This window comes from Rhodoferax sp. U11-2br (assembly GCF_018619435.1).
Lineage (GTDB): Bacteria > Pseudomonadota > Gammaproteobacteria > Burkholderiales > Burkholderiaceae_C > Rhodoferax.
Genome location: NZ_JAHFZF010000008.1, coordinates 13144 through 40121 on the forward strand (window position 1 = coordinate 13144; position 26978 = coordinate 40121).

A 26978-nucleotide genomic window follows, 5' to 3' on the forward strand; every position below is an offset into this window, starting at 1 on the left:
AATACAAAGTTTCAGTAAAGGCTGGCTGCCGCCCTTCGGGTGGCTTCAGCCGAAACTAAAGGTTACCCCACAAATGTCCAGTATGACCGTCGCCGAGTTCGCAAACGAACTCAAAAAATCTCCCGACACCTTGCTCGAGCAACTGAAGTCGGCTGGCGTGGCTAAAGCAGCCCCGACTGACACCCTTTCAGAGGCTGACAAACAGCGCCTGTTGGGGTTTCTTCAAACCGCCCACGGGACAGCATCGGCTGAGCGCAAAAAGATTACCCTGGTCAAGAAATCGACCACCGAAATCAAGCAAGCTGATGCCACCGGCAAGGCGCGCACCATCCAGGTGGAGGTGCGCAAGAAGCGGACCTTTGTGCGTCGTGACGAGCCACTGGAGACGACGGGAGTCGCTGCGCCACGTGAGGAACAAGACGACACACCGGACAACACCGAACCATTGATTGATCAGGCCGAATTGGCCCGCCGCGAAGAAGAGGCACGCCGTCAGGCAGAACTGATTCGCCGCCAGGAAGAAGAGCTGGCAGAACGCCGTCGTCAACGTGAGGCGCAGGAAGCTGCTGCGCGTGAAGCGGCAGAAAAGGCGGCCGCACAAGCTGCTCTGGAACTGGCTGCTCGTCAGAAGGCGCAGGCTGAACAGGCCGCCAAGGCGGCTGCGCCCACGGCAACACCTGTTGAGGCCGCCAATGCGCAGTCCAAAGCTGTGGCCGTTGAAAAAGCCGCTGCCGAACAACAATTGCAAGCGCAGGCTCAGGCCAAAGAAAAAGCCGCTGCCGAGTCGCAGACCCGCGCTGCCGAAGAAGCCGCGCGTGCTGTTGATTTGAACGAACGTCGCCGCAAGGCCGAAGCCGAGGCTGCAGCCATCCGTTTGATGATGTCTCAGCCTGGCAAGAAGCTGCCACCCAAAAAGGAAGAACCACCCAAGCCTGCGCCCGAAGCGGCCAAAGCCGGCATCAAAGGTACCCTGCACAAACCTGCGGGCAGCCCTGCGGCCAAACCCGCCACACCGGCTGCGCCAGGCGCAGCTGCTGCTGGTGCAGGCAAAGAAGTGAAGTCGGCCAAGCTTTCGAGTAGCTGGGCTGGCGATCCGGCCAAGAAAAAAGGCATTCCGACCCGTGGAGATACCGGTGCTGGTGCTGGTCGCAGCAGCAACTGGCGCGGAGGCCCACGTGGCCGTCGCGGCATCAATGACCGTGATCGTGACGACCATCACACCCAGGCTGCCCCGGTCGAGGCGCGCGTGCTGGAAGTGCATGTGCCTGAAACCATCACCGTGGCCGAGTTGGCGCACAAGATGGCGGTCAAGGCCTCTGAGGTGATCAAACACCTGATGAAACTGGGCCAGATGGTCACCATCAACCAGCCGCTGGACCAGGACACCGCGATGATTTTGGTCGAAGAAATGGGTCACAAGGCCATTGTGGCGGCGCTAGATGATCCGGAAGCCTTCACCGATGATGAAGTCTCCCTGCAACAAGCCGAGTCCCTGCCGCGTGCACCTGTGGTAACCGTCATGGGCCACGTTGACCACGGCAAGACCTCCTTGCTGGATTACATTCGCCGCACCAAGGTGGCCTCGGGTGAAGCCGGTGGCATCACCCAGCACATTGGCGCCTACCATGTGCAAACCGCCCGTGGTGTGGTGTCCTTCCTGGATACCCCGGGGCACGAGGCGTTTACCGCCATGCGTGCCCGTGGTGCACAGGCCACCGACATCGTGATTCTGGTGGTGGCTGCGGACGACGGTGTCATGCCGCAAACCAAAGAAGCCATCAAACATGCCAAAGCGGCTGGTGTGCCAATTGTGGTGGCGATCACCAAGGCCGACAAACCCGATGCCAACCCGGAACGTGTCAAAAACGAGCTGGTGGTAGAAGATGTGATTCCCGAAGATTTTGGTGGTAGTTCGCCGTTTGTGGCGGTCTCGTCCAAGACGGGTCTCGGTATTGACGAGTTGCTGGAACAAGTGTTGTTGCAAGCCGAAGTGCTGGAATTGAAGGCCCCGGTGGATGCCATGGCCAAGGGCCTGGTCATCGAAGCACAGCTGGACAAGGGCCGCGGCCCGGTGGCCACTGTGTTGGTGCAAAGCGGTACGCTCAAAACCGGCGATGTGGTGCTGGCCGGCCAAACCTTTGGCCGCGTGCGGGCCATGCTGGACGAAAACGGCAAAACCATCAAAACGGCAGGCCCGTCGATCCCGGTTGAAATCCAGGGGCTGACCGAAGTGCCCCAAGCCGGTGATGAATTCATGGTGTTGTCGGACGAGCGCCGGGCCCGTGAAATCGCCACCTACCGTGCCGGCAAGTTCCGCCACACCAAACTGGCCAAACAACAAGCCGCCAAGTTGGAGAACATGTTCACCGACATGACAGCGGGCGAGGTCAAGATGGTGCCGATCATCGTCAAGGCCGACGTGCAGGGTTCGCAAGAAGCTTTGGCGCAGTCGCTGCTCAAGCTCTCCACCGACGAAATCAAGGTGCAACTGGTGTACGCCGCTGTGGGTGGCATCAGCGAGTCCGACGTCAATCTGGCGATTGCGGCCAAGGCGGTCATCATCGGCTTCAACACCCGTGCTGATGCCGGTGCGCGCAAACTGGCCGAAAACAACGGCGTGGACATCCGCTACTACGACATCATTTACGACGCCGTGGACGACCTGAAACTGGCCATGTCGGGCATGCTGACACCGGACAAGAAGGAAGAAATCATTGGTACCGCCGAAATTCGTCAGATTTTCAAGGTCTCCAAGATTGGTTCCATCGCGGGTTGTATGGTCACCTCCGGTATTGTTCGCCGCAGCGCGCGTTTGCGCCTGTTGCGTCAAAACACGGTCATCTACACCGGCGAACTTGAATCGCTCAAGCGTTTCAAGGACGACGCCAAGGAAGTGCGCGAAGGCTTCGATTGCGGCTTGAACATCAAGAACTACAACGACATCCAAGAGGGTGACGTGCTGGAGTTCTTCGAGATCCGCGAAGTGGCGCGTACGCTGTAAAACTGACAAGAGATCAACGTGCGTCAAAAAGCAGCTGCTCCCAACCGCGCCTTCAAGGTGGCCGACCAGATCCAGCGGGATCTGACCGAACTGATCGCGCGCGAGTTGAAAGACCCACGTGTGGGCATGGTGACCTTGCAAGGTGTGGAGGTCACTCCCGACTACGCCCACGCCAAGGTGTTTTTCAGCCTGCTGGCGGGCGACGTGAAAGCGTGCACAGAAGGTTTGAACCAGGCGGCGGGTTTTCTGCGCGCCGGCCTGTTCAAGCGCCTGCATATCCACACGGTGCCCACGCTGCACTTTGTTTATGACCAGACCCCTGAGCGTGCTGCGGACATGAACGCGCTGATTGCGCGCGCAGTGGCTTCCCGGGTCAAGGACGACTGACCTCATATGAATGCGCCACGAGCACGGGTTGCCAGGCGCCCCGTGCATGGGGTGCTACTGCTGGACAAGCCATTGGGCTGGTCCAGCAACGATATTTTGCAGAAGGTGAAATGGCTGTTGCGCGCCGAAAAGGCGGGCCACACCGGCACGCTGGACCCTTTGGCCAGCGGGGTGTTGCCCCTGTGTTTTGGCGCAGCCACCAAGTTCAGCCAATTGCAGCTGGATGCGGACAAGACCTATGAAGCGGTGATGTGCCTGGGTGTCAAAACCAGCACGGCCGATGCGGAAGGGGATGTGATCGAAACCCGACCTGTGGCGGTGTCGCCAGAGGATGTGGTGCGGGTCGCGGCGCAGTTCACCGGCCCCATCAGCCAGGTGCCGCCGATGCACAGTGCGTTAAAGAAAGATGGCAAGGCGCTGTACGAGTATGCCCGCGCCGGGATCGAGATTGAACGGGCGCCGCGCCAGGTGCAGATTTATAAGCTAAACATGGCTCTAGCCCTTTCAGATAAAGGGCAGAGTGCTATTGATCTGGAAGTGAAATGCAGCAAAGGCACCTATATCCGGACCCTGGGTGAAGACCTGGGTGAGGCCCTGGGTTGTGGTGCACATCTGAGCGCCTTGCGCCGGGTGGCAACCGGTGGCTACACCGCTGCCCAGTGTGTCACGCTGGCGGCGCTGGAAGCCATGACTGAGGAAGATCGGCTGGCCTGCTTGTTGCCGGTGTCGTCCTTGTTGCCGGATCACACCGTGGTCATGTTGGACAACGAGAATGCCGCCAGGTTTTCAAGCGGTTTGCGGCGCCGGGGCTCTTGGCCGGATGCAGCGCAGGTAGCGGTTTATGCAGAAAATGGCCAGGTGTTGCTGGGGACAGCACAGGTGGTGGCCGGTGAATTGGTCCCCGGGCGCTTGTTGAGCCCGATTGAAATTGAACAGATGACTCAAGCTATTTAAGAAAGTGAACCATGGCTCATAAACAAATCCGAAACATTGCGATCATCGCCCACGTTGACCATGGCAAAACCACCATGGTTGACCAGTTGCTGCGCCAAAGCGGCACCTTTGCCGAGCACGAAAAAGTGGTCGACACGGTGATGGACAACAACGCGATTGAAAAAGAGCGTGGCATCACAATTCTGGCCAAAAACTGCGCGGTGACCTGGCAAGGCACCCACATCAACATCGTTGACACCCCCGGACACGCCGACTTCGGTGGTGAAGTGGAACGTGCTCTCTCCATGGTGGACGGTGTGGTGCTGCTGATTGATGCCCAGGAAGGCCCGATGCCACAGACCCGTTTTGTGACCAAAAAGGCACTGGCCCTGGGTTTGAAGCCGATTCTGGTGGTGAACAAGGTGGACAAACCCGGTGCGCGTCCGCAGTATGTGGTGAATGCCGCGTTTGACTTGTTTGACAAATTGGGTGCCACCGATGAGCAACTCGATTTCCCGGTGGTGTACGCCTCGGGTATCAACGGCTGGTCCTCGCTAGAAGAGGGCGGCCAGGGTGAGCAGTGGGGCCCCGACATGTCGGCCCTGTTCGACACCATCCTCAAACACGTGCCGCACCAGCAGGGTGACCCAGCGGCACCACTGCAGTTGCAAATTTCTGCGCTCGATTTCTCGACCTTTGTCGGTCGTATTGGCGTGGGCCGCATCAGCCAGGGAACGATCAAGCCGATGATGGACGTGGTGGTCATGGAAGGCCCGGACGGCAAGGCTGTCAAGGGCCGTGTCAATCAGGTGCTGACCTTCCAGGGCCTGGAGCGCGTGCAAGCCACCGACGCCGGTCCTGGCGAGATCGTGCTGATTAACGGTATCAATGACATTGGTATCGGCGTGACCATTACCGACCCGGCCACCCCGGCGCCGCTTCCCATGCTCAAGGTCGATGAACCGACGTTGACGATGAACTTCTGCGTCAACACCAGCCCATTGGCGGGTCGTGAAGGCAAATACGTCACCAGCCGCCAGATCTGGGATCGCCTGCAAAAAGAGTTGCAACACAACGTGGCCTTGCGCGTCAAGGAAACCGACGAGGAAGGTATTTTTGAAGTCATGGGCCGCGGCGAACTGCACTTGACGATTCTGTTGGAAAACATGCGCCGCGAAGGTTTTGAGATGGCTGTCTCCAAGCCACGCGTGGTGATGAAGATGGTTGATGGTGAAAAATACGAGCCCATTGAGCTGGTAACCGCCGACATCGAAGAGCAGCACCAGGGTGGCGTGATGCAGGCCTTGGGCGAGCGCAAGGGCGATCTGGTCAATATGGAGCCAGACGGCCGTGGTCGCGTGCGCCTGGAATACCGCATTCCGGCGCGTGGCCTGATTGGTTTTACCAATGAGTTCCTGAACTTGACGCGTGGCTCTGGCCTGATCTCGAACATCTTCGACAGCTACGAGCCGCATAAAGGCGACATCGGCGGCCGCAAAAACGGTGTCCTGATTTCCATGGATGCGGGTGAAATTTTCACTTACGCGCTTGGCAAACTCGATGACCGTGGCCGCATGTTCGTCAAGCCTAACGATCCGGTTTACGAGGGCATGATTGTTGGTATCCACAGCCGCGACAACGATCTGGTCGTCAATGCCACGCGTACCAAGCAGCTGACCAACTTCCGTGTGTCGGGCAAGGAAGATGTTGCCAAGATCACGCCGCCAATTGAATGCACGCTGGAATACGGTGTGGAGTTCATCGAGGACGATGAGCTGGTCGAAATCACGCCCAAGTCAATTCGACTGCGTAAGCGTTATCTGACCGAGGGCGAGCGCAAGCGCGCCGGGCGCTAAAGCTTGTAGGCAATCGCAAGGTCGTTGTTCTTTGTGCTTGCGGGAATACGAGGGCGTTGTCAGTCCCGCTTCGGCGGTGATGGCAGCGCCTTTTTTACGTTTGAGGCGTCTCTTCTGATGTAGGAAGGCGATTTTTGAAACTCTCGCATAACCGTGCAGTGCTGCTGATGGTTGCGGTGACCCTGATGTGGTCTATCGCAGGTGTGGTCACACGCCATCTGGAGCACGCCCAGAAATTTGAAGTCACTTTCTGGCGCAGCCTGTTCACAGCGCTGTGCCTGCTGGTGTTGCTGCCCTTGCTGCAAGGGCGTGCTGTGTTTGCACGCATGCGCCATGGCGGCACTGCGTTGTGGGTGTCAGGGCTGTGCTGGTGCGGCATGTTCACCTTCTTCATGCTGGCCATCATGCTCACCACGGTGGCCAATGTGCTGGTGACGATGTCGCTGACACCGCTGCTGACCGCGCTGGCTGCGCGTCTGTTCATCGGGCACCGCATCCCGGCGCGGACCTGGTTGGCCATTGCTGTGGCGGGTTTTGGCATTGCCTACATGTACGCCAGCCAGTTGGGGCAGGGCATGAGTCTGGCGGGCACGCTGGTGGCGCTGTGTGTGCCGATCTCGGGTGCGGCCAACTGGACCGTCACCCAACATTCCCACGCCCAGGGGCATGATGTGGACCTGATTCCTGCGGTGCTGATTGGCGCGGCGTTGTCGGCGCTGATCACGCTGCCGCTGGCTTGGCCGTTTCAGGCCTCGGCCCATGACCTGGGTTTGCTGGCCGGACTTGGTCTGGTGCAACTGGCGATCCCGTGTACGCTGGCGGTGGTCTGCACCAAGGTGTTAAAAGCCCCTGAGGTGGCGCTGCTGGGTTTGCTGGAGGTGATTTTTGGCATCTTGCTGGCCTGGTTTGGCGCGGGCGAGGTGCCAGGGCATGATGTGTTTGTCGGCGGCGCACTGGTGATTGGGGCCCTGGTGGCCAATGAAATAGTGGCTTGGCGGGGCAGGGCATGAGTGCGCTTGCCAGCGAGGTTCTGGCAGAAGTGCGTGGCCAGGTGGGGTTCATCACACTGAACCGACCCGCCGCACTCAATGCCTTGACGCTGCAGATGATCCGAGAATTGACCGTCTGCCTGCTGGCCTGGCGCGACAACGATCAGGTGCAAGCCGTGGCGATTCGCGGCAGCAACAAGGCCGGGCCGTTTGGTGCCTTTTGCGCGGGCGGTGACATCCGCTTCTTTCACCAGGCGCTATTGTCGGGCGACCCCAGTCCTGAGGATTTTTTCACCGAGGAGTACACCCTCAACCACCTGATCCACACCTACCCCAAGCCCTACATCGCGTTCATGGACGGTGTGGTCATGGGTGGTGGCATGGGCATAAGCCAAGGCGCTTCACATCGTCTGGTGACCCCGCGAACAAAAATGACCATGCCCGAGACCACCATAGGCCTGTTTCCGGATGTGGCGGGCGGTTATTTCTTGAGCCGTTGCCCTGGGCATGTGGGCGAATGGCTGGCCCTCACCGGCAACACGCTGACAGCGGACGAGGCCGTGGCGCTGGGCTTGGCCGACCACAACATTGGGGAGGCGCAGCAGGCCGATGTTTGGCACGCGTTGGCCCAGCTTGAGTCGCTGGATCATGCGAGTCTGGGTGCTTTGATTGCTACATATTCAGTAGCTACTAGCCCTTTTGATGCAAGGGACAGAGGCCAAATCGACCACTTTTTTGGTAAGGATTCTGTGTGCGGCATCGTGCAAGCGCTGGAGGCTGACCCTGGCGACTGGGCACAACACACAGCCCAGCAGCTGCGCCAGCGTTCACCCTTGATGCTGCATGTGACGCTGGAACAGATCCGCCGGGCCCGTCAGATGGCGCTGGCTGACGAGTTGCGCATGGAGCGCGACATGGTGCGCCATTGTTTCTTCCCGGCGCACCTGGGCCGCTCTGCGGCCCAGACCGAGACCGCCGAGGGTGTGCGCGCCCTGGTGATTGACAAGGACAAACACCCCAAGTGGCATCCCGAGCACATTGAAGATGTCACGCCCGACATGGTGCTGCCTTTTTTTGACAGCCCCTGGGCGCGACACAGCCATCCGCTGCGGGATTTGACCTGAACTGGGCTCAGGCCAGGGTCAGACGAACGTCGATATTGCCGCGCGTTGCGTTGGAGTAGGGGCAAACGATGTGGGCTTTGTCGACCAGCGCCTGGGCGGCGTCGCGCGGCATGCCTGGCAATGAAATCTTCAGGTCAACCTCGATACCAAAACCATTGGGAATAGCCCCAATACCAACGCTGCTCTCGATCGACACATCGGCGGGCAGGGCAATCTTGTCACGTGCGGCGACGAACTTGATGGCACCGATAAAACACGCGCTGTAGCCTGCAGCAAACAACTGTTCAGGATTGGCGCCTTCACCACCCGCACCACCCAATTCCTTGGGTGTGGTCAGTTTGAGATCCAGCTTGGCATCAGGAACAACGGTTCGGCCATCACGACCTCCGGTGGACGTGGCATGTGCGCGATAGAGAACTTGTGCGATGGACATGGTGAAACTCCAGTAAAAATTTAACAACTTGGCGACTTTGTGGTCTGTTGATGCGCCACGTCAACAGAAATAGATAGCTATTAAATAGCGTGCTATATATAAACTTTAAAAACTTGGTTCTTTGTTGTGTTGCTCACTGTGAGCATGCATTTTTGAACAGCCTCTTTCGCAAGATCAGCAAACTGTCTCGCAAGGCCATCAGTTCATCAGGGGTGCTTTCGGTGGCACAGAACACACCCAAAGCCATTGTTTTGGCGGGCTCCTGGAGCTCACGACCTTTTGACGTCAGGCTGATGATCACCTGGCGTTCGTCGGCTTTGGCACGAACCCGTTGCAACAGCTCCTGCTTTTCCATGCGTTTGAGCAGCGGTGTCAAAGTCGCCGAATCCAGGAAAAGGCGCTCACCAATTTCGGAGACCGTCATGGCATCACGCTCCCACAACACCATCAGTACCAAGTACTGTGGATAGGTGATGCCCAAGGGTTGCAAGGACTTGCGATAGACCTTGTTCATCCCCAACATCGTCGAATACAAGGCAAAACACAACTGCTCACTCAGAAGCAGCGACGGCTCAGGCTGAATTGGCAAAGGCGGTGTGTGTGAAGGCATGGCTGAATTATACATAGCGCACGATTTATTAGCAAGCGACTTCATCAAAATAATGAAAATGAACACCGCTGATCCAACAGCAGATCTTCGATGGCTCAGCGACGGTTAAAACCATCGCTCACCCGCGTTCAGCGCTGGCGTGACTTCATGGCGCGTTCCACTTCACGCTTACCTTCGCGATCCTTGATAGTGTCGCGTTTGTCATGCTCGGCCTTGCCCTTGGCCAGCGCCACTTCACACTTGATCTTGCCGGTTTTCCAGTGCAGGTTGATCGGCACCAGCGTGTAACCTTTTTGCTCCACTTTGCCAATCAGGCGTTTGATCTCTTCCCGGTGCATCAGCAGTTTGCGGGTGCGTTGTTTGTCCGGGGTGATGTGGGTGGAAGCGGTGCCCAGCGGCTGGATCTGCAGGCCGATGATGAACAACTCGCCATTGCGAATGACCACGTAGCCGTCGGTCAGCTGCACCTTGCCTTCACGCAGTGATTTAACCTCCCAGCCTTCGAGCACGATGCCGGCTTCAATCCGTTCCTCAAAAAAATAGTTGAACGCTGCTTTTTTATTGTCAGCAATGCGGGTTGCGGTGTCGGGTTTTTTGGCCATGAGGGGAGAGCTTGAGTGGGAGTGAATGCGAACCAGGCTTGACTACAATCCCGCGCAAACCTCCATTCTATGAAAACTGTTAAAAAGTCCGTTTTAATTTGGTACAGCCCCGCCGAAATGTACCGACTGGTGGTGGATGTGGACGCCTACCCCCAATTCTTGCCTTGGTGTGACAAGGCCCGGGTGGTCAACCACGAAGAAAACGGCATGCTGGCCGAAATTGGCATCGCGTTTGGCGGCATCCACCAGACCTTCACCACCAGAAACGCCCATGTGGCGGACCAGCAGGTGATCATCAAACTGGTCAATGGGCCATTCTCCAAGCTGGAAGGTGAGTGGAACTTTGTGCCCCTGGGCGTAGATCAGCGCGCCTGCCGGGTGGAGCTGGTCTTGCAATACGGTTTTGACAGCACCCTGGGCAAACTCATCAGCCCGGTGTTTGACAAGATTGCCAGCAACATGGTCGACGCCTTCATCAACCGTGCCAAACAGGTCTACGGCGAGTGAGCCAGTGATACGGGTGTGTGTGGTGTATGCGCCAGCGGCGCGTGAGGTCTACGAAGTGGCTCTTTGCCTGGCTGAAGCCAGCTGTGTAGGGGATGCCTTGCGGCACAGTGGACTGCTTCAGCACTTTTCAGAACGCGATCCACACAAGATGGTGCTGGGTGTATGGGGTCGCAGAGTCGGCTTAACACACGCTCTGCGTGACCAGGATCGCGTGGAGATCTACCGTCCGCTTCGGGTGGATCCCAAAGTGGCGCGTCGTGAACGTTTTGTGAAGCAGGGGGCACGCGCCGCAGGCCTGTTTGTCAAAAAACGCCCTGGCGCCAAAGCGGGTTATTAAATCCAGCGCTGTTGCGCTGCCAGATCACTTGCAATCGGCATCAATGATGGCCTGAATACGTTTTGACTCAGCCGCCCGGGTGGCATCGTCGATGATCTCGCGTTCACCCTGTTTGTTGACATGTGCGATGCGTACACCTGAGTCGTAGCTGGTCTTGGCCTGTTTGGCGCGGGTGCAGTTCTCGGTCTTGGCTTTGGCCAGTTTGTCTTCTTCGGCCTTGCGTTTGGCAGCTTCTTCCTGCTCGGCTTTTTTCTTCTTGTCAGCCAGCTCTTTGTCGACACCGCTGATTTTGGGTGCGCTGCTGGGAGTAGCTGCTGGCAAGCCAGCGGCGGCCTCCGGACTGTCTTGGTTGGCCAGCGTTGGCGCGACCCGCGCTCCCCCAGGGCGTTTGAGGATGTTTTTGTCAGGGATGCTGGGTGGTGGTGCGCGGTCGCTGAACACCTTGCGGCCATCCGCGTCCAGCCATTGCCATTGCGCGATGGCTGCTGTGGAGAGCATCAGTGCTGCAACAACTGTAAAAGATCTGGCGAATGGGTTCATGGTGCGCAAGTTTATGCCAGTCAGTAGCCTATGCCTGGTATTCACGCGTTTTATCGCAACACTGTGTTCTTCAGTCGGTGGCCGTAGAGGCAACCAGGGTCGCGCCCAATCAGGCCAGATACAATTGACGATTTGGAGCTTAAACCATGCGCCTGATTGGCAAAGCGCTCACCTTCGACGATGTTTTGTTGGTGCCTGCGTACTCCCAAGTCCTTCCCAAGGACACCTCGCTTTCCACCCTGTTTACCCGCAACATCGCTTTGAACCTGCCCCTGGTGTCGGCCGCCATGGACACGGTGACCGAGTCGCGTCTGGCGATTGCCATCGCACAAGAGGGTGGCATCGGTGTGGTGCACAAAAACATGACCGCCCAGCAACAGGCCGCCAAGGTGTCCAAGGTCAAACGGTACGAGTCCGGCGTGTTGCGCGACCCGGTGGTGATCACCCCTGACCACACGGTGCGTCAAGTCATGGCTTTGTCGGAGCAGCTGGGCGTGTCAGGCTTCCCGGTTATCGATGGTGGCAAGGTGGCTGGCATCGTCACAGGGCGTGACCTGCGCTTTGAGACACGATATGACCTGCCGGTTAGCCACATCATGACGCCGCGCGACAAACTGGTGACCGTGCCCGACGGCACCACGCTGGCACAGGCCAAAGTGCTGCTGAACCAACACAAGATCGAACGTTTGCTGGTTGTCAATGACGCATTTGAGCTCAAGGGGCTGATCACCGTCAAGGACATCACCAAACAAACCAGCTTCCCCAATGCTGCGCGTGACGCCCATGGCAAACTGCGTGTGGCCGCTGCTGTGGGCGTGGGTGAGGGCACCGAAGAACGCGTGGAGCTGCTGGCCCGTGCCGGGGTTGACGCGATTGTGGTGGACACCGCACACGGCCACAGCAAAGGCGTGATTGACCGGGTGCGCTGGGTCAAACAAAATTTCCCGCAAGTCGAGGTCATTGGCGGCAACATTGCGACCGGTGCCGCTGCGTTGGCGCTGGTTGAAGCCGGTGCCGATGCGGTCAAGGTCGGGATTGGCCCGGGCTCCATCTGCACCACCCGCATTGTGGCGGGTGTGGGTGTACCGCAGATCATGGCCATCGACAGTGTGGCTACCGCGCTCAAAGGCACCGGTGTGCCGCTGATTGCCGACGGTGGCATCCGTTTCAGTGGTGACATTGCCAAAGCCATCGCGGCTGGCGCCAGCACGGTGATGATGGGTGGCATGTTTGCCGGTACCGAAGAGGCACCCGGTGAAGTGATTCTGTTCCAAGGCCGCAGCTACAAGAGTTACCGCGGCATGGGCTCCATTGGTGCCATGCAGCAGGGCAGTGCTGATCGCTATTTCCAGGAGTCCAGCAGCGGCAATCCGAACGCTGACAAGTTGGTGCCCGAAGGTATTGAAGGCCGCGTGCCCTACAAGGGTTCGATGGTCGCCATCGTGTTCCAGATGGCCGGTGGTTTGCGTGCCAGCATGGGCTACTGTGGCTGTGCCACCATCGAAGACATGCAGAACAAGGCCGAGTTTGTCGAAATCACCTCGGCCGGTATCCGTGAAAGCCATGTGCACGATGTGCAGATCACCAAAGAAGCGCCTAACTACAGGGCGGACTAAGCTCACCCCCCGGCTTGCCCACTGCGTGTGGCCGCTTTCCCCCTTGCAGGGGGCAACACCAGTGGCCCGGCAGAGCCGGTTCCACGGTGTTTCTTGCTTGGGGCACGCGCACTGGACACATTTATTTCACTCTTTCGGCCTCTGATTGTTATGCACCAAAAAATTCTCATCCTTGACTTCGGCTCTCAAGTCACCCAGCTGATTGCGCGGCGCATCCGCGAAGCGCATGTGTTTTGTGAGGTCCACCCTTGTGATGTGAGTGACGAGTGGATTCGTGACTATGCGCGCGATGGCAGCCTCAAAGGCATTATCCTGTCGGGCAGCCATGCCAGCATCTACGAAGAAACCACTGACAAGGCACCCCAAGTGGTGTTTGAACTGGGTCTGCCAGTGCTGGGCATTTGTTATGGCATGCAAGCCATGGCGCACCAGCTCGGTGGTGTGGTGACCAGTGGTCACCAGCGCGAGTTTGGCCATGCCGATGTGCGGGCACATGGCCACACCGCCTTGCTCAACGGCATTCAGGATTACAGCACGCCCGAAGGCCATGGCATGTTGCAGGTATGGATGAGCCATGGCGACAAGGTCACCGAGCTGCCACCGGGCTTCAAGCTGATGGCCAGCACCGACAGTTGCCCGATTGCTGGCATGGCCGACGAGGAACGGCGTTTTTACGCGGTGCAATTCCATCCCGAAGTCACCCACACCAAGCGTGGTGCAGCGATTCTGGAGCGTTTTGTGCTGGACATCTGCGGCACCCGCGCCGACTGGATCATGGGTGACTACATCTCCGAGGCGGTGGAAAAGATCCGCGCGCAGGTCGGTGACGAAGAAGTGATTTTGGGCCTGTCCGGTGGTGTTGATTCTTCGGTGGCTGCTGCCCTGATCCACCGCGCGATTGGAGACCAACTCACCTGCGTGTTTGTCGATCACGGCTTGCTGCGCCTGAATGAGGGCGACATGGTGATGGACATGTTTGTCGGCAAGTTGCACGCCAAGGTAGTGCGTGTGGACGCTGCCGACCAGTTCCTGGGTCACCTGGCCGGGGTCAGCGAGCCGGAGGCCAAACGCAAGATCATCGGTCGCGAGTTTGTTGAGGTTTTTAAGGCGCAAGCCCTTGCACTAAAAGCATCAGATGCTTCAAAAAAAGGAGCGAAGTGGTTGGCCCAAGGCACCATCTATCCGGATGTGATTGAGTCCGGTGGCGCCAAGAACAAGAAGGCCGTGGTGATCAAGAGCCACCACAACGTGGGTGGCCTGCCCGAGCAACTGGGTCTGAAGCTGCTGGAGCCCCTGCGCGAGCTGTTCAAGGACGAAGTGCGCGAACTGGGTGTGGCGCTGGGCTTGCCCTACAACATGGTTTACCGCCATCCGTTCCCCGGCCCGGGCCTGGGTGTGCGGATTCTGGGCGAGGTCAAAAAAGAATATGCCGACCTGCTGCGCCGGGCTGATGCGATCTTCATCGAAGAGCTGCACAACTTTGTGGATGAGGCCACCGGCAAAACTTGGTACCAGCTCACCAGTCAGGCCTTCACCGTGTTCTTACCGGTGAAAAGCGTCGGTGTCATGGGTGACGGCCGCACCTATGACTATGTGGTGGCGCTGCGTGCGGTGCAAACCAGCGACTTCATGACCGCAGACTGGGCCGAGTTGCCCTACGCGCTGCTCAAAAAGGTGTCCAGCCGCATCATCAACGAAGTGCGTGGCATCAACCGCGTCACCTACGATGTGAGCAGCAAGCCACCGGCCACCATCGAGTGGGAATAAGCAGCCCGGCCTAGTGCATGTGGCGTGTTGCGGCGGGGGTGAGCTGCAATAATCGCTGCATGTATGTGCCACCGCAGTTCGCTTCCACCGACCCCTCGCATGCCAGCGAGCTGATCCGCAGTTACCCGTTCGCCAGCCTGATTTCGGTAGATGACAAGGGCCTGCCCTACATCACGCCGCTGCCATTGCATTTGCTTGAAGAGGAGGGGCGTTGGCTGTTGCTGGGCCATTGCGCCCGACCCAACCCGCACTGGCGTTACCTGCAGGCGCGCCCTCAAGCGGTGGTCAGCTTCATGGGGCCACAGGCCTACATGAGCCCGAGTGTCTACCCGGACCTCGCGCGGGTGCCCACCTGGAGTTACCTGACAGTGCAGTGCACCGTTCAGGCGCGACTGATCGAGCACTTTGATGACAAGGACCGCTTGCTCAAACACCTGATCCATGAACACGACCCCGCTTACGCGCAGCAATGGCGCGGCTTGGGTGAGGACTTCCAGCACAAGATGATGGCAGGCATGGTGGCGTTTGAGCTGGAGGTGATGGATTGGCAATGCAAGCTCAAACTCAACCAGCATCGGCCTGAATCACACCAGGCGCTCTACAGCACCTATGCCGCAGGCACAGCAGACCAGCGTGTGCTGGCGGACTGGATGGTGCGTCTGGGGCTGATGGGTGCGATCCGGGAGGAGACCTGATGGCTTGCATGCCCCTCTTGGGCGCAGGTGGACGCCGCCTATCCCTTGCGCCGTGATAACACCTGGATCAAACGTGTCTGAGACAGCCGACATGGCCTGGATGGAGGCTGCGCTGGCCCAGGCACAGGCCGCCGGGGCTGCGGGTGAAGTGCCGGTGGGTGCAGTGGTGGTGCGTGACGGCCACATCATTGGTGTGGGGCGCAATGCCCCGATCGCCTCGCACGACCCCACTGCCCATGCCGAGATCGCCGCCCTGCGTGCGGCCGCACAGCACCTGGGCAACTACCGACTCGATGACTGTGAGTTGTTTGTCACGCTGGAGCCTTGCACCATGTGCGCGGGTGCCATGTTGCACGCCCGCCTCAAGCGGGTGGTGTTTGGTGCCCCCGACCCCAAAACCGGTGCAGCGGGTTCGGTCAGCAATGTGTTCACCCAGCCCCAACTCAACCACCACACTCAGGTGCAAGGCGGTGTGCTGCAGGAGACTTGTGCCAAGCTGCTGCAAGATTTTTTCAAACACCAGCGCACCCGTCAGCAATTACAAGCCGCTCAGGCGGGCAGGGCCTTGCGTGAGGATGCCCTGCGCACACCAGAGCGTTGTTTTGCTTCACTGACGGCTTGTCCTGCACCTTCGTTCTATCTCAGCGACTTGCCCAGTCTGGCTGGCTTACGCTTGCATTTTCTGGACACGGGCGCTGCTCAGGCCAGTGGTACCCAGCTGTGCCTGCACGGGGTGCAGGAGTGGAGTTACGCCTGGTGCAGCCAGATTCAACAAGCCTCTGCTGCCGGGCAACGTGTCATCTGCCCGGACCTGATTGGTTTTGGCAAGAGTGACAAACCCAAAAAGAAGGCTTTTCACACCCTGGGTTGGCACGCCCAGGTGCTGTTGGAGTTGATCCAGCGGCTGGGTCTGCCCGCCGTGCAGTTGGTGGTGGCCGAGTCGGCCTTGTCGCTGGCGCACAAACTCCAGATGATGGCGCCCCAGAGTGTGGTGGGCATCGTGGTGGCACAAACCGATGCACTCGGAAATGAGGCTTTGTACGCACCTTATCCAGATAAAGGCCATCTCGCCGGTCCACAGGCGTTTTCTTCGCTGAAAATCCTGCCTAGCCCATGTGGGTCGAGCCCAAGCCACTCCGTATGAAAAAACACATCTATATTTACTCTCCCTCTGGCGCTGTGCGCGACAAGGCGGCCTTCAAACGTGGCATCAAACGGCTGCAGAGCCTGGGCCATGAGGTGGAGGTGGACGAGTCCGCCCTGGCCAGCCACCAGCGTTTTGCGGGCGACGACGCCACGCGCCTGGCCGCCATCCACCGTGCCGCAGACAGCGGTGCCGACGTGGCGTTGATGTCTCGCGGGGGTTATGGCTTGACGCGACTGCTGCCCGATATCCGCTACAAAAAGATTGCCAAAGCCATCGACAAAGGCATGCAGTTTGTGGGCATCAGCGACTTCACCGCGTTTCAGAGCGCGGTGCTGGCCAAAACCGGCGCTGTCACCTGGGCCGGCCCGGCACTCGGTGAGGGGTTTGGCGCGCAGGACGGGCCAGACGACATCATGGAAGCCTGTTTTGACGACCTATTGTGTGGCCAAGGGGAGGGCACCGGCTGGCGTCAGCTGCGTCAAGAGCCTCAGTCTGATACAGAAATGGTAGCTATCAGCCCTCATTCCAAAAGGGCCGGAGGCACATTTGACATAGAAGATGGGATGTTGTGGGGCGGCAATCTGACGATGCTGGCATCCTTGCTGGGCACGCCTTATTTTCCCAAGGTCAAAGGCGGCATCCTGTTTCTGGAGGATGTGGCGGAGCACCCCTACCGCATAGAACGCCTGTTGGCCCAACTGCTGTATGCGGGGGTGTTGAAGCGCCAAAAAGCCATTCTGTTGGGCCAGTTCACCGATTTCAAACTCACACCCCATGACCGAGGTTTCAAGCTCGCCAGTGTGGTGCAGTGGCTGTCGCAGCAGGTGAGTTGCCCGATCCTGACCAACTTGCCGTATGGGCATGTCCAGACCAAGGTGCTGTTGCCGGTGGGCGCCAAAGCCGATCTGAGTGTCGATGGGCGTGATGTGCTGCTGGTGTGGGGCCATGTTTGATCGGTCATGCACATGACCTAAACTCGCTGCCTAGCCACCGGAATTCAACAGGTATGAGTGTCCAATCCACCGTCGTTTTTGCTGACCTGTTTGGTAGCACAGGCGTTTTCGAGGCCTTGGGCAATGCCAAGGCCACCGAATTGGTCACGCAGGCCACCGCATGGGTGGCCCAGCGCTGCAGCGCCCAGGGGGGCAGGGTTGTCAAGTTTCTGGGTGATGGTGTGCTGATCATTTTCACCGACAGCACCAAGGCCGTTCTGGCAGTGATGGACCTGCAGCGCTCCTACCAGCAGTTGCTGGGTCGTATGCCACCCAAAGCCTACATGCCGCTGCGTATTGGTGTGGCCCGTGGTGGTGTGGAAATTGTGGACGACGACTGTTACGGCGACGCTGTCAACATTGCTGCGCGCTTGAGTGAGCTGACCGGTCCTCACCAGATCTGGGTCAACAGTGACGCCATCGAAGACGGTTTTGATGTGCCAGACGAGCGTTTTCGCATGCTCGGGCCCATCCACATCCGTGGTCGGGCCGAGTCCTGCAAGGTGTACCAGGTCGAGTGGCAAGAGAACCAGGGCTCGGAGTTGTTGACCATTGCCGCCGGTGAGGCCTTGTCCAGCCGCTTTGCTGGGCGGGATGCTCTGGGTGCGCACATCGAGTTGTTCTGGCTCGACAAAAAGAGGGTGTTCAACGCATTTGACCTGCCTATCCACATCGGACGAACCCACCAGGTGGAGTTTGTCGTGAGTGATGCACGTGTGTCCCGCACCCATGCACGCCTGGACTGGCGCAATGGCAATGTGGTGCTGGTGGACCTCAGTTCTTACGGCTGCTGGATCCGGTTTGCCGGTGGTGGCGCCGACCTGTTGCTGCGCCGCGAGGAGTGCGTCCTGCATGGCCGTGGTGAAGTGGCCTTGGGAACGCCGTTCAGCGACCCCAGTGCGCCAGTGATTGGTTTTCTGGTGATCTGAGGACGCCAACGCAGGGGTGTTTGCCGGGTTCGCGCAAACGGCTCAAAAAGCAGCGGGCACTGCCTACAATGCGCCCCCCTTATCCAACAAAGAACCTGGCCCAGACGCCCCACCCATGAACATCATCGTCAACGAAGAACTCAAAGCCTATATCGACCCCTTGACCCCGGAGGAATACAGCTCGCTGGAGCGCAGCATTCTGGCCGAGGGCTGCCGGGATGCCCTGGTGTTGTGGGGTGAGGTGCTGGTGGACGGCCACAACCGCTATGCCATTTGCCAGGCGCATGGCCTGCCGTTTCAGACCATCCAAAATACGCTGTTCAAAAGCATGGAAGACGTCCACCTCTGGATGATTGACCAGCATCTGGGGCGGCGCAGTGTGTCTGACTTCCAGCGTGGTGTTCTTGCACTGCGCAAACGTGAAATCATTGCGGAGCGACGTGCACGCACCCAAGCCCCCGCACCAGCAACGGCCGATTCGGAAGACACCAGCAGCCCGCCTTGGGACGACGCAGGATCTGGACAGGAACTTGCCACCGTGCCACCGCTGGCCAGCCGGGACGACATCGCCAAAGCGGCGCGCCTGAGCAGCAACCAGGTGGTGTTGATTGAAAAAATCCGCAACCAGGCCACACCCGAGGTGGTGGCCGCGCTGAAATCCGGCGCGATCTCTCTCAATGCGGCCGCCGCAGTGGCCAGTTTGCCTGCGCAAGAACAGGTGGCTGCAGCGGTGGGTGGTGCCGATGAACTCAAACAGGCCGCCAAACGCGTGCGCGAGGCCAAGCGCCCACCACGAGTGGTTTCAGCCGATGCAGGGGATCAGCCAGAGGGGGCCGCAATTGATGCAAGCCCAGGCGACGACGTGCCAGCGCTTAAAAAGCGTATCGCCCAGCTGGAAAAAGAAAACGATGCCTTGCGCAAGCAGGTGCTGAATCTACTGGAAAAAAGCAGTCGCAGCGCTTGATGGGTTGGAGCTCAGTCAGTCTCAAACACCTGGGACGGCTCAAGGGTTTGCGCCAACGAGCCGCTGGTGAGCTGTGAACAGGGTGGCCAAGAGTTTGTCTTCAGTCAAAACCTACCGAAAACCTTCGGTAGGTTTTGTTTACAAAATTAGAAGCAGTATTCATAACTTAACATAATGCACATCGTATCTACTACGGTGCCAAGAAAGTGAACCCCGCTATCAGGCGCCGCTCACACAAGTAAAAATGATGCCACTTTGCAAGTAAATCTGATGCTATCGGCCAAGCACCTAATAAGTGCTTTCTTGCACGACACGTATCAGGTAAACCTGCACTCATGACACGCCCATGTGACGTGCAGTTTTTATATACCCATTCTCATGAGAATTCAAGCTTATTCCGATGTCGTGCCGGGTGGCATTGTCCCCGACATTCGGTGATGTGGATGCAACATTCATTCAGTCTTCTCGTCGGGTCGAGGGTTGGCCTTGATCCCTGAGAATTTCGCAGAATCACACCTAACTGCTTGTTTTATTTGAATTTATCTGATCTTTGGTTTTGCTTTTGTTTCGGCGCTTGAACTGAGTTACAGCTGGTGGCCTAGTCTGAACTGCCATCATGGCTTGCAACTGCTTCAAGACATCGGCATTGGTATCTGCCTGGGCATTGAGTAAGGCCCGCAATTCTTCTGCACGTTCATTGGCAGCAGCCAAAGCTTGATGCGCGATGCGCAGTTCTTCATCTGTATTTCGTAACCTTTGCGTTAACTCGTTTGTCCTCGTCTCCAAAGCGTTGGTGGCGTCTAGGGCACGCTGCTGCAACTCAGTTGCCTGAGCCTTTGCCCGTTTTAGCTCCTGTCGTTCTCGGTCGATCTCCGCCATCAGACGACGCTCATTGGCCAGCGCTCGCTCGTCAGAACGCAAGCGTTCCTCTACGTGATGTTTGGATTTTTCGTCAAATGCCTGGCGCTCGGCTTCCCGTTGTTGCTCGACGGTCGACAGCCTGGCTTGAACTTCTGCGATCTTGTTGTCTCGCTCTGCAAGTATCGTTTGCAAATAGCGCAACTGGTTCTCCAACGCACTGATTTGCTTTTGAGAAACCTCGTGCGCCCGATCAGCAGCGGCTAGACGCTCTACAAGGACAGCCTCCTGTTGTGTGAGCGTTGAAGCCTGAAGTTCGACAGCGGCGCGTTCAGCCGCCAATGTCTCACGGTCCTTCGCAAATGAACTTTCCACGTCCTGGCGGGCCTGAGAGAGCGCTATTTCCCAGAGCTTGGCGGCACTGGACTGTACTGTCGCAGGCAACCCCGGCATGTCCTTTTCTGTCCCACTTACGCCAAGGCGTGGTCCCAAAGTTGCGAACCAAGCTTCCAGCATTGGGCTGACAGTGTTTGGAGAGCCACGTCCAAGGTGTTGTCGGACGCGCTCGATGGTCGGGCGCAGGCCCTGAGCGATCAAAGCATCTGCCGCTACCCACACGTCGTCTTGTTGAACACCTCGCGCACTTTTCAATTGCATCACCCTACTCCGGCTGTTATATTTACAAACGATAAGAGATTGTTATCGTGATCTATCATTGATTTGTGTAACACATCATACATAACATGTATGAATTAGTCATAACTCTGCCTGGATTCAACCATGCGTTTGCCTGTTCTTCAGAAAATTCCGGCTTTGCAGCCCACCGAGCTCAGCGACGTGACCGAGCGCGCCGTCGAAGAGTTGCTGCGCGAAGGTGAATCACAAAACACCCTAATGAGCTATCGCAGTGCATTGCGTTACTGGGCCGCCTGGTACGGCCTGCGTTATGGTGTGATGATTCAGTTGCCGGTGGCGACGCCATGCGTGCTGCAATTCATCGTTGACCATGCCGAACGAACCACCCTCAAAGGGTTGGTTTCGGAACTACCCGTTGAGTTTGACCAGGTGCTGGTCCAGGGCGGCTACAAGGGAAAGCTCGGTGCCATGGCACACAACACCTTGGTGCACCGCATTGCCGTGCTGTCAAAGGCCCATCAACTGCGACAACTCAAAAATCCATGCCATGACCCCAAGGTGCGCGAACTGCTGTCGCGTACTCGCAAGGCCTACGCCAAGCGTGGGGCTATGCCGCAGCGCAAAGATGCCCTGACAAAGGAGCCGTTACAGGCCATTCTGGCGACGTGCGACGATAGCTTGCGTGGCCAGCGTGACCGCGCCTTGCTGCTCTTCGCCTGGGCCAGCGGTGGACGCAGGCGCTCAGAGGTAACAAGTGCCGAAATTCAGTTTTTGAAGCGCGTGGGACCGACCGACTTCATCTACACCTTAGCCTACTCCAAGACCAATCAATCCGGTACAGATTTGCCGGAAAACAGCAAACCAATAGTTGGAGCTGCGGGCAAAGCGCTTGACGACTGGCTACAGACCAGCAAGATTGCAGAAGGACCTATTTTCAGGAGAATTCGAAAAGGTGGACACCTTGGTGAAGCGCTCTCCCCGGCTGCCGTGCGTGCCATCGTCAAGGATCGATGTGCCGTGGCAGGAATTGAAGGTAACTTTTCTGCCCACTCGTTGCGGTCTGGCTTTGTGACGGAAGCGGGACGCCAGAACATACCGCTGGCTGAAACCATGACGATGACAGGTCACCACAGTGTGGCCACCGTGTTGAGCTATTTCAGGGCACAGTCGACATTAATGAGCAATGTGGCCAACTTGCTTGATCTGTGACCAAACTGAGCAAATTGAGGATTGGCGGGGACACGTGTAAAACACGATGCGTGTTGTATACATGCCGCCTACTGTCGTTCCGATAGTAAAACCTTACCTATGGATTGTTTTGATGAAGGGGTTGCACAAGCAAGTCGATCAAGCTTTCACTTAGGTCATGAAGCCGTTTAGGTTCATGATAAATCCGCTCCATCACTGCAAGACCCCGAGTGAACGCAATGACCATCTTGGCGATTTCGTCGGGCGGGTCGGCAAGCGAAGAGTTTCGTCCGTCGCGCGACAGCGCTTCAGCAACCAAGGCTTCCAAGCTCTCCAGCAGGATGCGAACACGATTTTGCATCCTTTCTCCGATCGCGTCGCTCTCCACGGCGGTCTTCGTGGTGAAGCACCCGCGCGGCGGAGTATCGGCAGTCATGCTTGCAATTGAAACGTCGAAAAATTGTTTCAGAGCAAGACGGGCCGAAGGCGCATCAAGTGCAGCCCGAGACTCCGCAAGAACGCGCGTCGCGTACCGATCAAAGGCAAGTTCAAAGAGATGCTCCTTACCTCCGTATGCGTGGTACAGGGAGCCGCGCTGAACGTTTACAGCGGCGGCTAAGTCGGCCATTGAAGTTGCTTGCCAACCCCTGTTCCAAAACACCTCCAGAACCTTTTCCAGAACGGCATCTTCATCGAATTGTCTGACCATAACCATATAAGTAGCTACCCCTGCAAAAAATGGTTGACACGTTCGTCAACATTGACAACAATAACAACGTTGACTAATGTGTCAACGTTGACTTGGATGTCAATTGTAGTCTCGATCAGTGATTTTGCAATTGGACATAACTCGACTGTCCCGCGCCAAGATGCCTGCCGCTCCTTGCCAAAGTAGCGGTAACTAGGAATGTGGCAATGGGAAAGGCTTATGTTTTTGCCGTTTCACTGATGGGTCAATGGTGTTTTATTTCATTTTTTAGAAAGCGAAACTCATGATGAATGGTCAAACTATTACCTCAGAAGAAACGGCTCAAATCAGCCTGAACTCCCAGGCGGCATTCGATGCGCAGATACCCTTTCATCATTCTTGATGCCAAAAATAGCAATCAACTGCAGACGCTTGTTGCTGATGTGATCGAGAAATCAAGTGTGTCCTGTAACGTATTTACTACGTCGATGATCGGAACCTCTGCCGAAACTCAAATTAAAGAGACGCTCGAAGCCGTCGGTGAAGGGCTCAATTTTGTTGTCGTTGTCATATTTGGATCACGTGCGGATGTGGAACCGCTGACAAAGAAATTTTCACTGTCCAAGGAGTAGATCAACATGAAGCCCAACAATTTGAATCAGCGCCTGTCCGGTGAACATGCTGTCGCCAGAGCGACGAGAGAGGGTTGGGTATCAGTTCTGATCGCTGCAACTCTATGGGGGACCACTGGCGTAATATTTCACGCGTTGGGCACATCGTCGGACGGAGCAAATGCTGTTTCGATCAGCTTTCTTCGCCTTGCGTTGTCCGTTCCGTTCTTTCTTGTGATAGCCCGTTTGCACGTGGGTACGTGGCTAACTCCGTTGGCACCCCGTAGCCTGGTTGTGCTGATCGTACTTGGGCTCGCCATGGCGTTTTACCAACTGACATACGTGATGGCCATCGAGCGAGTCGGTGTAGCCATCTCCGTGCTAATTAGCATTTGTGGAGCCCCCATCTTCGTCGCTCTGATTTCAGTACTAGCTTTAGGTGAGCGACTCAAGGCGCAAACGATCATCGCGCTGGTCGTTTCAATCGTTGGGACTGTATTACTCGTTGGCCTACCAACCGAGATCAATTCGGATACCAGCCGATTCTGGATGGGAGTTGCAATCGCCATTGCGTGTGGCGTTTGCCAAGCGTTCTACGTCCTTGCTGCACGATCTGCGGTTGGAGTCTGTAGCCCTATGCATGCGGGTGGTATCAGTTTCGCGTTTGGCGCACTCGCATTGCTTCCCTTTGGGCTCTATGAAGGACTGCAACTTACCTATTCTGTCAGCGGGTGGGCCATGTTGCTATATGTTGCGGCAGTACCGACAGCTCTCGCGCAAACACTATTTCTCATAGGTATCAGAGGTACCGGGGCAGTTGGTGGTGCAATAGCAAGCCTGCTAGAGCCATTGGTAGCGACGGTGTTGGCCGTGATCTTGCTGCATGAGCGAATGACGTGGTTAGGGATGCTCGGCGCAGCAATTTTGTTGAGCGGAATTGTGCTTATCCAGTGGACACCTATCGAACGCACGAAGGAGTCAAAGCTAATCATGGAAGATTAAAACGCATGCGCATTTGCTTCTTTGTCCCGGTAAGAAATGAGGCACTCCCGCTGGTCAGACGACTAGGGCTGCGCTGAATAAGTGGTTGTTGCGGAAAATGGTTTCTTATAAATCAATGGCTTACAGATGTCGTTTTCAAAATTTGGGTGCTTATTCAGCATTGCCCTAGATGCAATTTAGAGCTTGAAATCAAGGAGGAACAGCAATGAGCATTTATGAAAGACATGTGTTCTTTTGCACAAACCATCGAGAAAACGGCGCCGCCTGCAACCACCACGGTGCAACAGATCTGTGCGCCTATGCAAAGAAGCGGCTCACTGAGGCAGCACCGGAATATGCCAAAAGGGTGCGCGTCAACCGTGCTGGTTGCCTCGCAAGGTGCCAAGATGGCCCTGTTATTGTGGTTTATCCCGAAGCCGTGTGGTACACCTACATAGACGCCATTGATATTGACGAGATTGTCAACGAGCACTTGATAAACGGGCGATTCGTTGAGCGCTTGCGCATTGACGAGTCCTTTCAATTTCAGAAGTAGCATTGGGACGCAGCTTTATCGTGGTGGCTTCTGAAGCGCGCTTCCTGGCAGGGGACGGAGCCGAAGCCACCATGATCGAGGTGGTCAGGTCGGTTCACCGGGGCAACGACATCATGGGAGAGATCGGTGTGGCCATCGTGCTGCGCTACGCTTCGTACCTGGGTAAAGACAATTGAAATTCATGCGGCTAACCAAGTTGGGCTCCAAAAGCCCCATATGAATAACCTCTCGTCGGTTAGATTGGGGGCACTACATACTTGATGCAAAAACTAGCATTACGTCCAGACCCGGCGCCAACCATACCAGTTACAACGTCAATTAGGAATAGGTCAGGCGCCCAACCCACTCAGGCCACAGCTGAGCCGTAACGCCTCCCATGTAACAGGCCAATCAGATATCAAGTCCGATGAGCAGCATCAACGAAACGGCCTACCCCCAACTGAGTTCGGAGATTGTTGAGAAAGAGCTGCTCGCTTTTTTTACGCCGACGCAGCAGGAGCTTGGCTTCATTGCTTACAAATACAGCAGGACCACGACCCAGGCATTGATCGTCATCCAGCTCAAGGTGCTGCAGCGACTAGGCTATTTCATAGCGCTCGCCAATGTCCCCAGGAACATCATTGCGCATGTCTGCAAGCACCTGCGCATTCCGGAATTCCAGCCCCATTCATTGCGGAGCTACGATTCGTCTGGCAGCAAGTCGATCCACCAGCGCTTGCTGCGCAACTATGTTGGGGTTCGCACTTTGGGTTCTGAGGGGCAGGCTTGGCTCAATGAGCAAGCATCCAAGGCGGCCAAGACCAAACAGGAGTTGCCGGACATCATCAATGTACTTCTGGAGGAGTTGCTCCACCACCGCTACGAGTTGCCAGGCTTTGTGACGTTGTCGCGCGCTGCAAACCGAGCCAGAACCAAGGTAAACGATGACATTCAACGCCAAATCACGTCCACACTGAATGATAAGCAACTTGGGCAAATTGATCGTCTGTTCATTACGCAGGCAGGGCGCAGCCAATGGGAACAGTTCAAACGCGAGCCCAAACAACCCAATGTTCGGGAGGTTGTGAGCTTTCTGACGCATATTGAAGCCGTCCGCAAATTGGCCGACGGCCTGCCCAAGCCCGAGGATATCCCGGTCTCCAAGCGGACACAGTTCGTGCTCGAAGCCAGAGCGCTGAATGTTCGCGAGATGATGGCACTCAAGCCAATAAAACGCTATGCACTGGCTGTCTTGCTCATTCCCTTACCCTTTAAAGTCGCTCTAATACTGTCATCTGCACCTTTGACAAGGCCTATCGCCAAACTTGTCAGCGTAGGTCGAGCCCTTAAAGACCCTAATTCGTCAAGAATACTTGCCACCGCAATAGTCGCGGCCATATCACCCGACTGAGAACCTCCTACGCCGTCACAGACTAAAGCGAGTGTATAAACTTCTTCGTTGTACGCGCGAACTCGTGCGACCGCAAAACGATCCTCGTTCCGGCTACGCCTAACCCCAAGATGGGCACCCACCGCGATACCAAGTTCGTCAATGCTGACAGGGGCAGTGACGGACCAATCTTTACCGACTAGCTCCTCGAACACAGCCGTGTACAGCGAATTGCTATCCAGATAGGGAGGATTTTTATTCAACATATTGGCTATGTTACACATCCATCGGATGCATGGCAGAAATAGTTCGGCTTGTGCCACGCGTAAGTTTGCCGTTTCGGGTTAATCGAAAGAGCACCATTGGTATGGTCAAGCTTGCCTTTGGCGTCCAGGTGATGGACCTGCCGACCAGCCTGTAGGCGCAGTGCGATTTCCGAGCGGGCCTGGACTGCGATGTCACATGGCTGGAAGCCAAACTGGCGAAGCTCGGGACCGGCCGTGCACCTGGGTCGGCAACGTGAACGGCTGCTTCGGTTCCGCGATAGTGACCACTCAGGGTCTTGTATTCAACCAGTCGATGCAACAAGTTAGCTGAATCGTTCAGCAGCCATGCTCAAAGACCGAAAGAGTGTTTGCATCGATTGGCACTGAAACAGAGAT

The 26978-nt window shown here is 57.0% G+C and carries 26 protein-coding genes and 2 pseudogenes; 22 read left to right on the forward strand and 6 right to left on the reverse strand.

Going from position 1 to position 26978, the window contains the following annotated elements; translation table 11 throughout:
* Positions 1–73 precede the first annotated feature (73 nt).
* The 7 genes and pseudogenes from KKO72_RS21360 to KKO72_RS07190 all read left to right on the forward strand — a co-directional run.
* Positions 74–374 (forward strand): annotated as a pseudogene (locus KKO72_RS21360) (translation initiation factor IF-2 associated domain-containing protein); the annotation flags it as partial.
* A 68-nt stretch (positions 375–442) separates the two neighbouring features.
* A pseudogene (infB, locus tag KKO72_RS07165) lies at positions 443–3001 on the forward strand (translation initiation factor IF-2); the annotation flags it as partial.
* A gap of 18 nt (positions 3002–3019) precedes the next feature.
* Positions 3020–3388: a 30S ribosome-binding factor RbfA gene (rbfA, locus tag KKO72_RS07170; RefSeq protein WP_078365619.1), complete on the forward strand. Its 369-nt coding sequence runs from the start codon at positions 3020–3022 to the stop codon at positions 3386–3388.
* Between the two features lie 6 nt (positions 3389–3394).
* Positions 3395–4342: a tRNA pseudouridine(55) synthase TruB gene (truB, locus tag KKO72_RS07175; protein WP_214936859.1), complete on the forward strand. Its 948-nt coding sequence runs from the start codon at positions 3395–3397 to the stop codon at positions 4340–4342.
* A gap of 11 nt (positions 4343–4353) precedes the next feature.
* Positions 4354–6177 (forward strand): translational GTPase TypA, encoded by a 1824-nt coding sequence (typA, locus tag KKO72_RS07180; RefSeq protein ID WP_180126927.1) that lies wholly within the window; start codon positions 4354–4356, stop codon positions 6175–6177.
* Positions 6178–6311: 134 nt separating this feature from the next.
* Positions 6312–7187, forward strand: a complete 876-nt coding sequence (locus tag KKO72_RS07185; protein ID WP_256445073.1) for a DMT family transporter — start codon at positions 6312–6314, stop codon at positions 7185–7187.
* Entirely contained in the window at positions 7184–8290 is a 1107-nt protein-coding gene (locus tag KKO72_RS07190; RefSeq protein WP_214936861.1) for an enoyl-CoA hydratase/isomerase family protein, read from the forward strand. Before KKO72_RS07185 ends, KKO72_RS07190 begins: the two co-directional genes overlap by 4 nt.
* A 7-nt stretch (positions 8291–8297) precedes the next feature.
* Here the strand turns inward: KKO72_RS07190 and KKO72_RS07195 are convergent, their stop codons facing one another.
* The 3 genes from KKO72_RS07195 to smpB all read right to left on the reverse strand — a co-directional run bounded on the left by KKO72_RS07195 (position 8298) and on the right by smpB (position 9935).
* On the reverse strand, positions 8298–8723 hold the full coding sequence (locus KKO72_RS07195) for an organic hydroperoxide resistance protein (protein ID WP_214936862.1): 426 nt from the start codon (positions 8721–8723) through the stop codon (positions 8298–8300).
* A gap of 133 nt (positions 8724–8856) precedes the next feature.
* Entirely contained in the window at positions 8857–9333 is a 477-nt protein-coding gene (locus KKO72_RS07200) for a MarR family winged helix-turn-helix transcriptional regulator (protein ID WP_251140513.1), read from the reverse strand.
* 128 nt (positions 9334–9461) lie between these two features.
* The gene (gene smpB / locus KKO72_RS07205) at positions 9462–9935 is read right to left on the reverse strand and encodes an SsrA-binding protein SmpB (RefSeq protein ID WP_214936866.1); all 474 of its coding nucleotides are present in this window, start codon (positions 9933–9935) and stop codon (positions 9462–9464) included.
* Positions 9936–10004: 69 nt separating this feature from the next.
* On the opposite strand from smpB, the gene KKO72_RS07210 reads away from it, so the two are divergent.
* The gene (locus KKO72_RS07210) at positions 10005–10442 is read left to right on the forward strand and encodes a type II toxin-antitoxin system RatA family toxin (RefSeq protein WP_214936868.1); all 438 of its coding nucleotides are present in this window, start codon (positions 10005–10007) and stop codon (positions 10440–10442) included.
* Positions 10417–10779 carry an RnfH family protein gene (locus KKO72_RS07215; RefSeq protein WP_371736839.1) on the forward strand — a complete coding sequence of 121 codons (363 nt, stop codon included), beginning with the start codon at positions 10417–10419 and terminating at the stop codon, positions 10777–10779. The genes KKO72_RS07210 and KKO72_RS07215 overlap by 26 nt, the downstream gene beginning before the upstream one ends.
* A gap of 24 nt (positions 10780–10803) precedes the next feature.
* On the opposite strand, the gene KKO72_RS07220 is transcribed toward KKO72_RS07215, so the two are convergent.
* Positions 10804–11277 carry a DUF4124 domain-containing protein gene (locus KKO72_RS07220; RefSeq protein WP_251140514.1) on the reverse strand — a complete coding sequence of 158 codons (474 nt, stop codon included), beginning with the start codon at positions 11275–11277 and terminating at the stop codon, positions 10804–10806.
* A 188-nt stretch (positions 11278–11465) separates the two neighbouring features.
* On the opposite strand from KKO72_RS07220, the gene guaB reads away from it, so the two are divergent.
* From guaB to KKO72_RS07255, 7 genes are all read left to right on the forward strand, one after another.
* Positions 11466–12935 (forward strand): IMP dehydrogenase, encoded by a 1470-nt coding sequence (gene guaB, locus KKO72_RS07225; RefSeq protein ID WP_214936872.1) that lies wholly within the window; start codon positions 11466–11468, stop codon positions 12933–12935.
* Between the two features lie 150 nt (positions 12936–13085).
* Complete coding sequence (gene guaA / locus KKO72_RS07230) at positions 13086–14702, forward strand: glutamine-hydrolyzing GMP synthase (RefSeq protein ID WP_214936875.1); 1617 nt, start codon at positions 13086–13088, stop codon at positions 14700–14702.
* Positions 14703–14761: 59 nt separating this feature from the next.
* Entirely contained in the window at positions 14762–15397 is a 636-nt protein-coding gene (locus KKO72_RS07235) for an FMN-binding negative transcriptional regulator (protein WP_214936876.1), read from the forward strand.
* A 73-nt stretch (positions 15398–15470) separates the two neighbouring features.
* The gene (gene tadA / locus KKO72_RS07240; RefSeq protein ID WP_371736840.1) at positions 15471–16541 is read left to right on the forward strand and encodes a tRNA adenosine(34) deaminase TadA; all 1071 of its coding nucleotides are present in this window, start codon (positions 15471–15473) and stop codon (positions 16539–16541) included.
* Positions 16538–17497 carry an LD-carboxypeptidase gene (locus KKO72_RS07245; RefSeq protein ID WP_214936879.1) on the forward strand — a complete coding sequence of 320 codons (960 nt, stop codon included), beginning with the start codon at positions 16538–16540 and terminating at the stop codon, positions 17495–17497. The genes tadA and KKO72_RS07245 overlap by 4 nt, the downstream gene beginning before the upstream one ends.
* Before the next feature lie 53 nt (positions 17498–17550).
* The gene (locus tag KKO72_RS07250) at positions 17551–18465 is read left to right on the forward strand and encodes an adenylate/guanylate cyclase domain-containing protein (protein ID WP_214936881.1); all 915 of its coding nucleotides are present in this window, start codon (positions 17551–17553) and stop codon (positions 18463–18465) included.
* A 115-nt stretch (positions 18466–18580) separates the two neighbouring features.
* A complete protein-coding gene (locus KKO72_RS07255) occupies positions 18581–19429 on the forward strand; it encodes a plasmid replication/partition related protein (protein WP_214936883.1) in 849 nt (282 codons plus the stop codon).
* A gap of 516 nt (positions 19430–19945) precedes the next feature.
* Here the strand turns inward: KKO72_RS07255 and KKO72_RS07260 are convergent.
* Entirely contained in the window at positions 19946–20944 is a 999-nt protein-coding gene (locus KKO72_RS07260) for a DNA-binding protein (protein ID WP_214936885.1), read from the reverse strand.
* Positions 20945–21067: 123 nt separating this feature from the next.
* Between KKO72_RS07260 and KKO72_RS07265 the strand changes: the two genes are divergently transcribed.
* Entirely contained in the window at positions 21068–22132 is a 1065-nt protein-coding gene (locus tag KKO72_RS07265; protein WP_214936887.1) for a tyrosine-type recombinase/integrase, read from the forward strand.
* Between the two features lie 97 nt (positions 22133–22229).
* On the opposite strand, the gene KKO72_RS07270 is transcribed toward KKO72_RS07265, so the two are convergent.
* Positions 22230–22820 (reverse strand): TetR/AcrR family transcriptional regulator, encoded by a 591-nt coding sequence (locus tag KKO72_RS07270; protein WP_251140515.1) that lies wholly within the window; start codon positions 22818–22820, stop codon positions 22230–22232.
* A gap of 353 nt (positions 22821–23173) precedes the next feature.
* On the opposite strand from KKO72_RS07270, the gene KKO72_RS07275 reads away from it, so the two are divergent.
* The 5 genes from KKO72_RS07275 to KKO72_RS07295 all read left to right on the forward strand — a co-directional run bounded on the left by KKO72_RS07275 (position 23174) and on the right by KKO72_RS07295 (position 26337).
* Positions 23174–23431 (forward strand): DUF2000 family protein, encoded by a 258-nt coding sequence (locus KKO72_RS07275; RefSeq protein ID WP_214936891.1) that lies wholly within the window; start codon positions 23174–23176, stop codon positions 23429–23431.
* 6 nt (positions 23432–23437) lie between these two features.
* Positions 23438–24412: a DMT family transporter gene (locus tag KKO72_RS07280; protein ID WP_214936893.1), complete on the forward strand. Its 975-nt coding sequence runs from the start codon at positions 23438–23440 to the stop codon at positions 24410–24412.
* Between the two features lie 205 nt (positions 24413–24617).
* Positions 24618–24947 carry a ferredoxin gene (locus KKO72_RS07285; protein ID WP_214936895.1) on the forward strand — a complete coding sequence of 110 codons (330 nt, stop codon included), beginning with the start codon at positions 24618–24620 and terminating at the stop codon, positions 24945–24947.
* A gap of 20 nt (positions 24948–24967) precedes the next feature.
* The gene (locus KKO72_RS07290; protein ID WP_214936897.1) at positions 24968–25123 is read left to right on the forward strand and encodes a hypothetical protein; all 156 of its coding nucleotides are present in this window, start codon (positions 24968–24970) and stop codon (positions 25121–25123) included.
* Positions 25124–25353: 230 nt separating this feature from the next.
* A complete protein-coding gene (locus KKO72_RS07295; RefSeq protein ID WP_214936899.1) occupies positions 25354–26337 on the forward strand; it encodes a DUF4158 domain-containing protein in 984 nt (327 codons plus the stop codon).
* Positions 26338–26978 lie beyond the last annotated feature (641 nt).

What these genes read in the sequence shown, in the direction of transcription:
- truB (WP_214936859.1), top strand. Translation starts at nt 3,395, where the DNA reads ATGAATGCGCCACGAGCACGGGTTGCCAGGCGCCCCGTGCATGGGGTG.
- typA (WP_180126927.1), top strand. Translation starts at nt 4,354, where the DNA reads ATGGCTCATAAACAAATCCGAAACATTGCGATCATCGCCCACGTTGAC.
- KKO72_RS07190 (WP_214936861.1), top strand. Translation starts at nt 7,184, where the DNA reads ATGAGTGCGCTTGCCAGCGAGGTTCTGGCAGAAGTGCGTGGCCAGGTG.
- KKO72_RS07195 (WP_214936862.1), bottom strand. Translation starts at nt 8,723, where the DNA reads ATGTCCATCGCACAAGTTCTCTATCGCGCACATGCCACGTCCACCGGA.
- KKO72_RS07200 (WP_251140513.1), bottom strand. Translation starts at nt 9,333, where the DNA reads ATGCCTTCACACACACCGCCTTTGCCAATTCAGCCTGAGCCGTCGCTG.
- smpB (WP_214936866.1), bottom strand. Translation starts at nt 9,935, where the DNA reads ATGGCCAAAAAACCCGACACCGCAACCCGCATTGCTGACAATAAAAAA.
- KKO72_RS07210 (WP_214936868.1), top strand. Translation starts at nt 10,005, where the DNA reads ATGAAAACTGTTAAAAAGTCCGTTTTAATTTGGTACAGCCCCGCCGAA.
- KKO72_RS07220 (WP_251140514.1), bottom strand. Translation starts at nt 11,277, where the DNA reads ATGCTCTCCACAGCAGCCATCGCGCAATGGCAATGGCTGGACGCGGAT.
- guaB (WP_214936872.1), top strand. Translation starts at nt 11,466, where the DNA reads ATGCGCCTGATTGGCAAAGCGCTCACCTTCGACGATGTTTTGTTGGTG.
- guaA (WP_214936875.1), top strand. Translation starts at nt 13,086, where the DNA reads ATGCACCAAAAAATTCTCATCCTTGACTTCGGCTCTCAAGTCACCCAG.
- KKO72_RS07235 (WP_214936876.1), top strand. Translation starts at nt 14,762, where the DNA reads ATGTATGTGCCACCGCAGTTCGCTTCCACCGACCCCTCGCATGCCAGC.
- KKO72_RS07245 (WP_214936879.1), top strand. Translation starts at nt 16,538, where the DNA reads ATGAAAAAACACATCTATATTTACTCTCCCTCTGGCGCTGTGCGCGAC.
- KKO72_RS07250 (WP_214936881.1), top strand. Translation starts at nt 17,551, where the DNA reads ATGAGTGTCCAATCCACCGTCGTTTTTGCTGACCTGTTTGGTAGCACA.
- KKO72_RS07255 (WP_214936883.1), top strand. Translation starts at nt 18,581, where the DNA reads ATGAACATCATCGTCAACGAAGAACTCAAAGCCTATATCGACCCCTTG.
- KKO72_RS07260 (WP_214936885.1), bottom strand. Translation starts at nt 20,944, where the DNA reads ATGCAATTGAAAAGTGCGCGAGGTGTTCAACAAGACGACGTGTGGGTA.
- KKO72_RS07265 (WP_214936887.1), top strand. Translation starts at nt 21,068, where the DNA reads ATGCGTTTGCCTGTTCTTCAGAAAATTCCGGCTTTGCAGCCCACCGAG.
- KKO72_RS07270 (WP_251140515.1), bottom strand. Translation starts at nt 22,820, where the DNA reads ATGGTCAGACAATTCGATGAAGATGCCGTTCTGGAAAAGGTTCTGGAG.
- KKO72_RS07275 (WP_214936891.1), top strand. Translation starts at nt 23,174, where the DNA reads ATGCGCAGATACCCTTTCATCATTCTTGATGCCAAAAATAGCAATCAA.
- KKO72_RS07280 (WP_214936893.1), top strand. Translation starts at nt 23,438, where the DNA reads ATGAAGCCCAACAATTTGAATCAGCGCCTGTCCGGTGAACATGCTGTC.
- KKO72_RS07285 (WP_214936895.1), top strand. Translation starts at nt 24,618, where the DNA reads ATGAGCATTTATGAAAGACATGTGTTCTTTTGCACAAACCATCGAGAA.
- KKO72_RS07295 (WP_214936899.1), top strand. Translation starts at nt 25,354, where the DNA reads ATGAGCAGCATCAACGAAACGGCCTACCCCCAACTGAGTTCGGAGATT.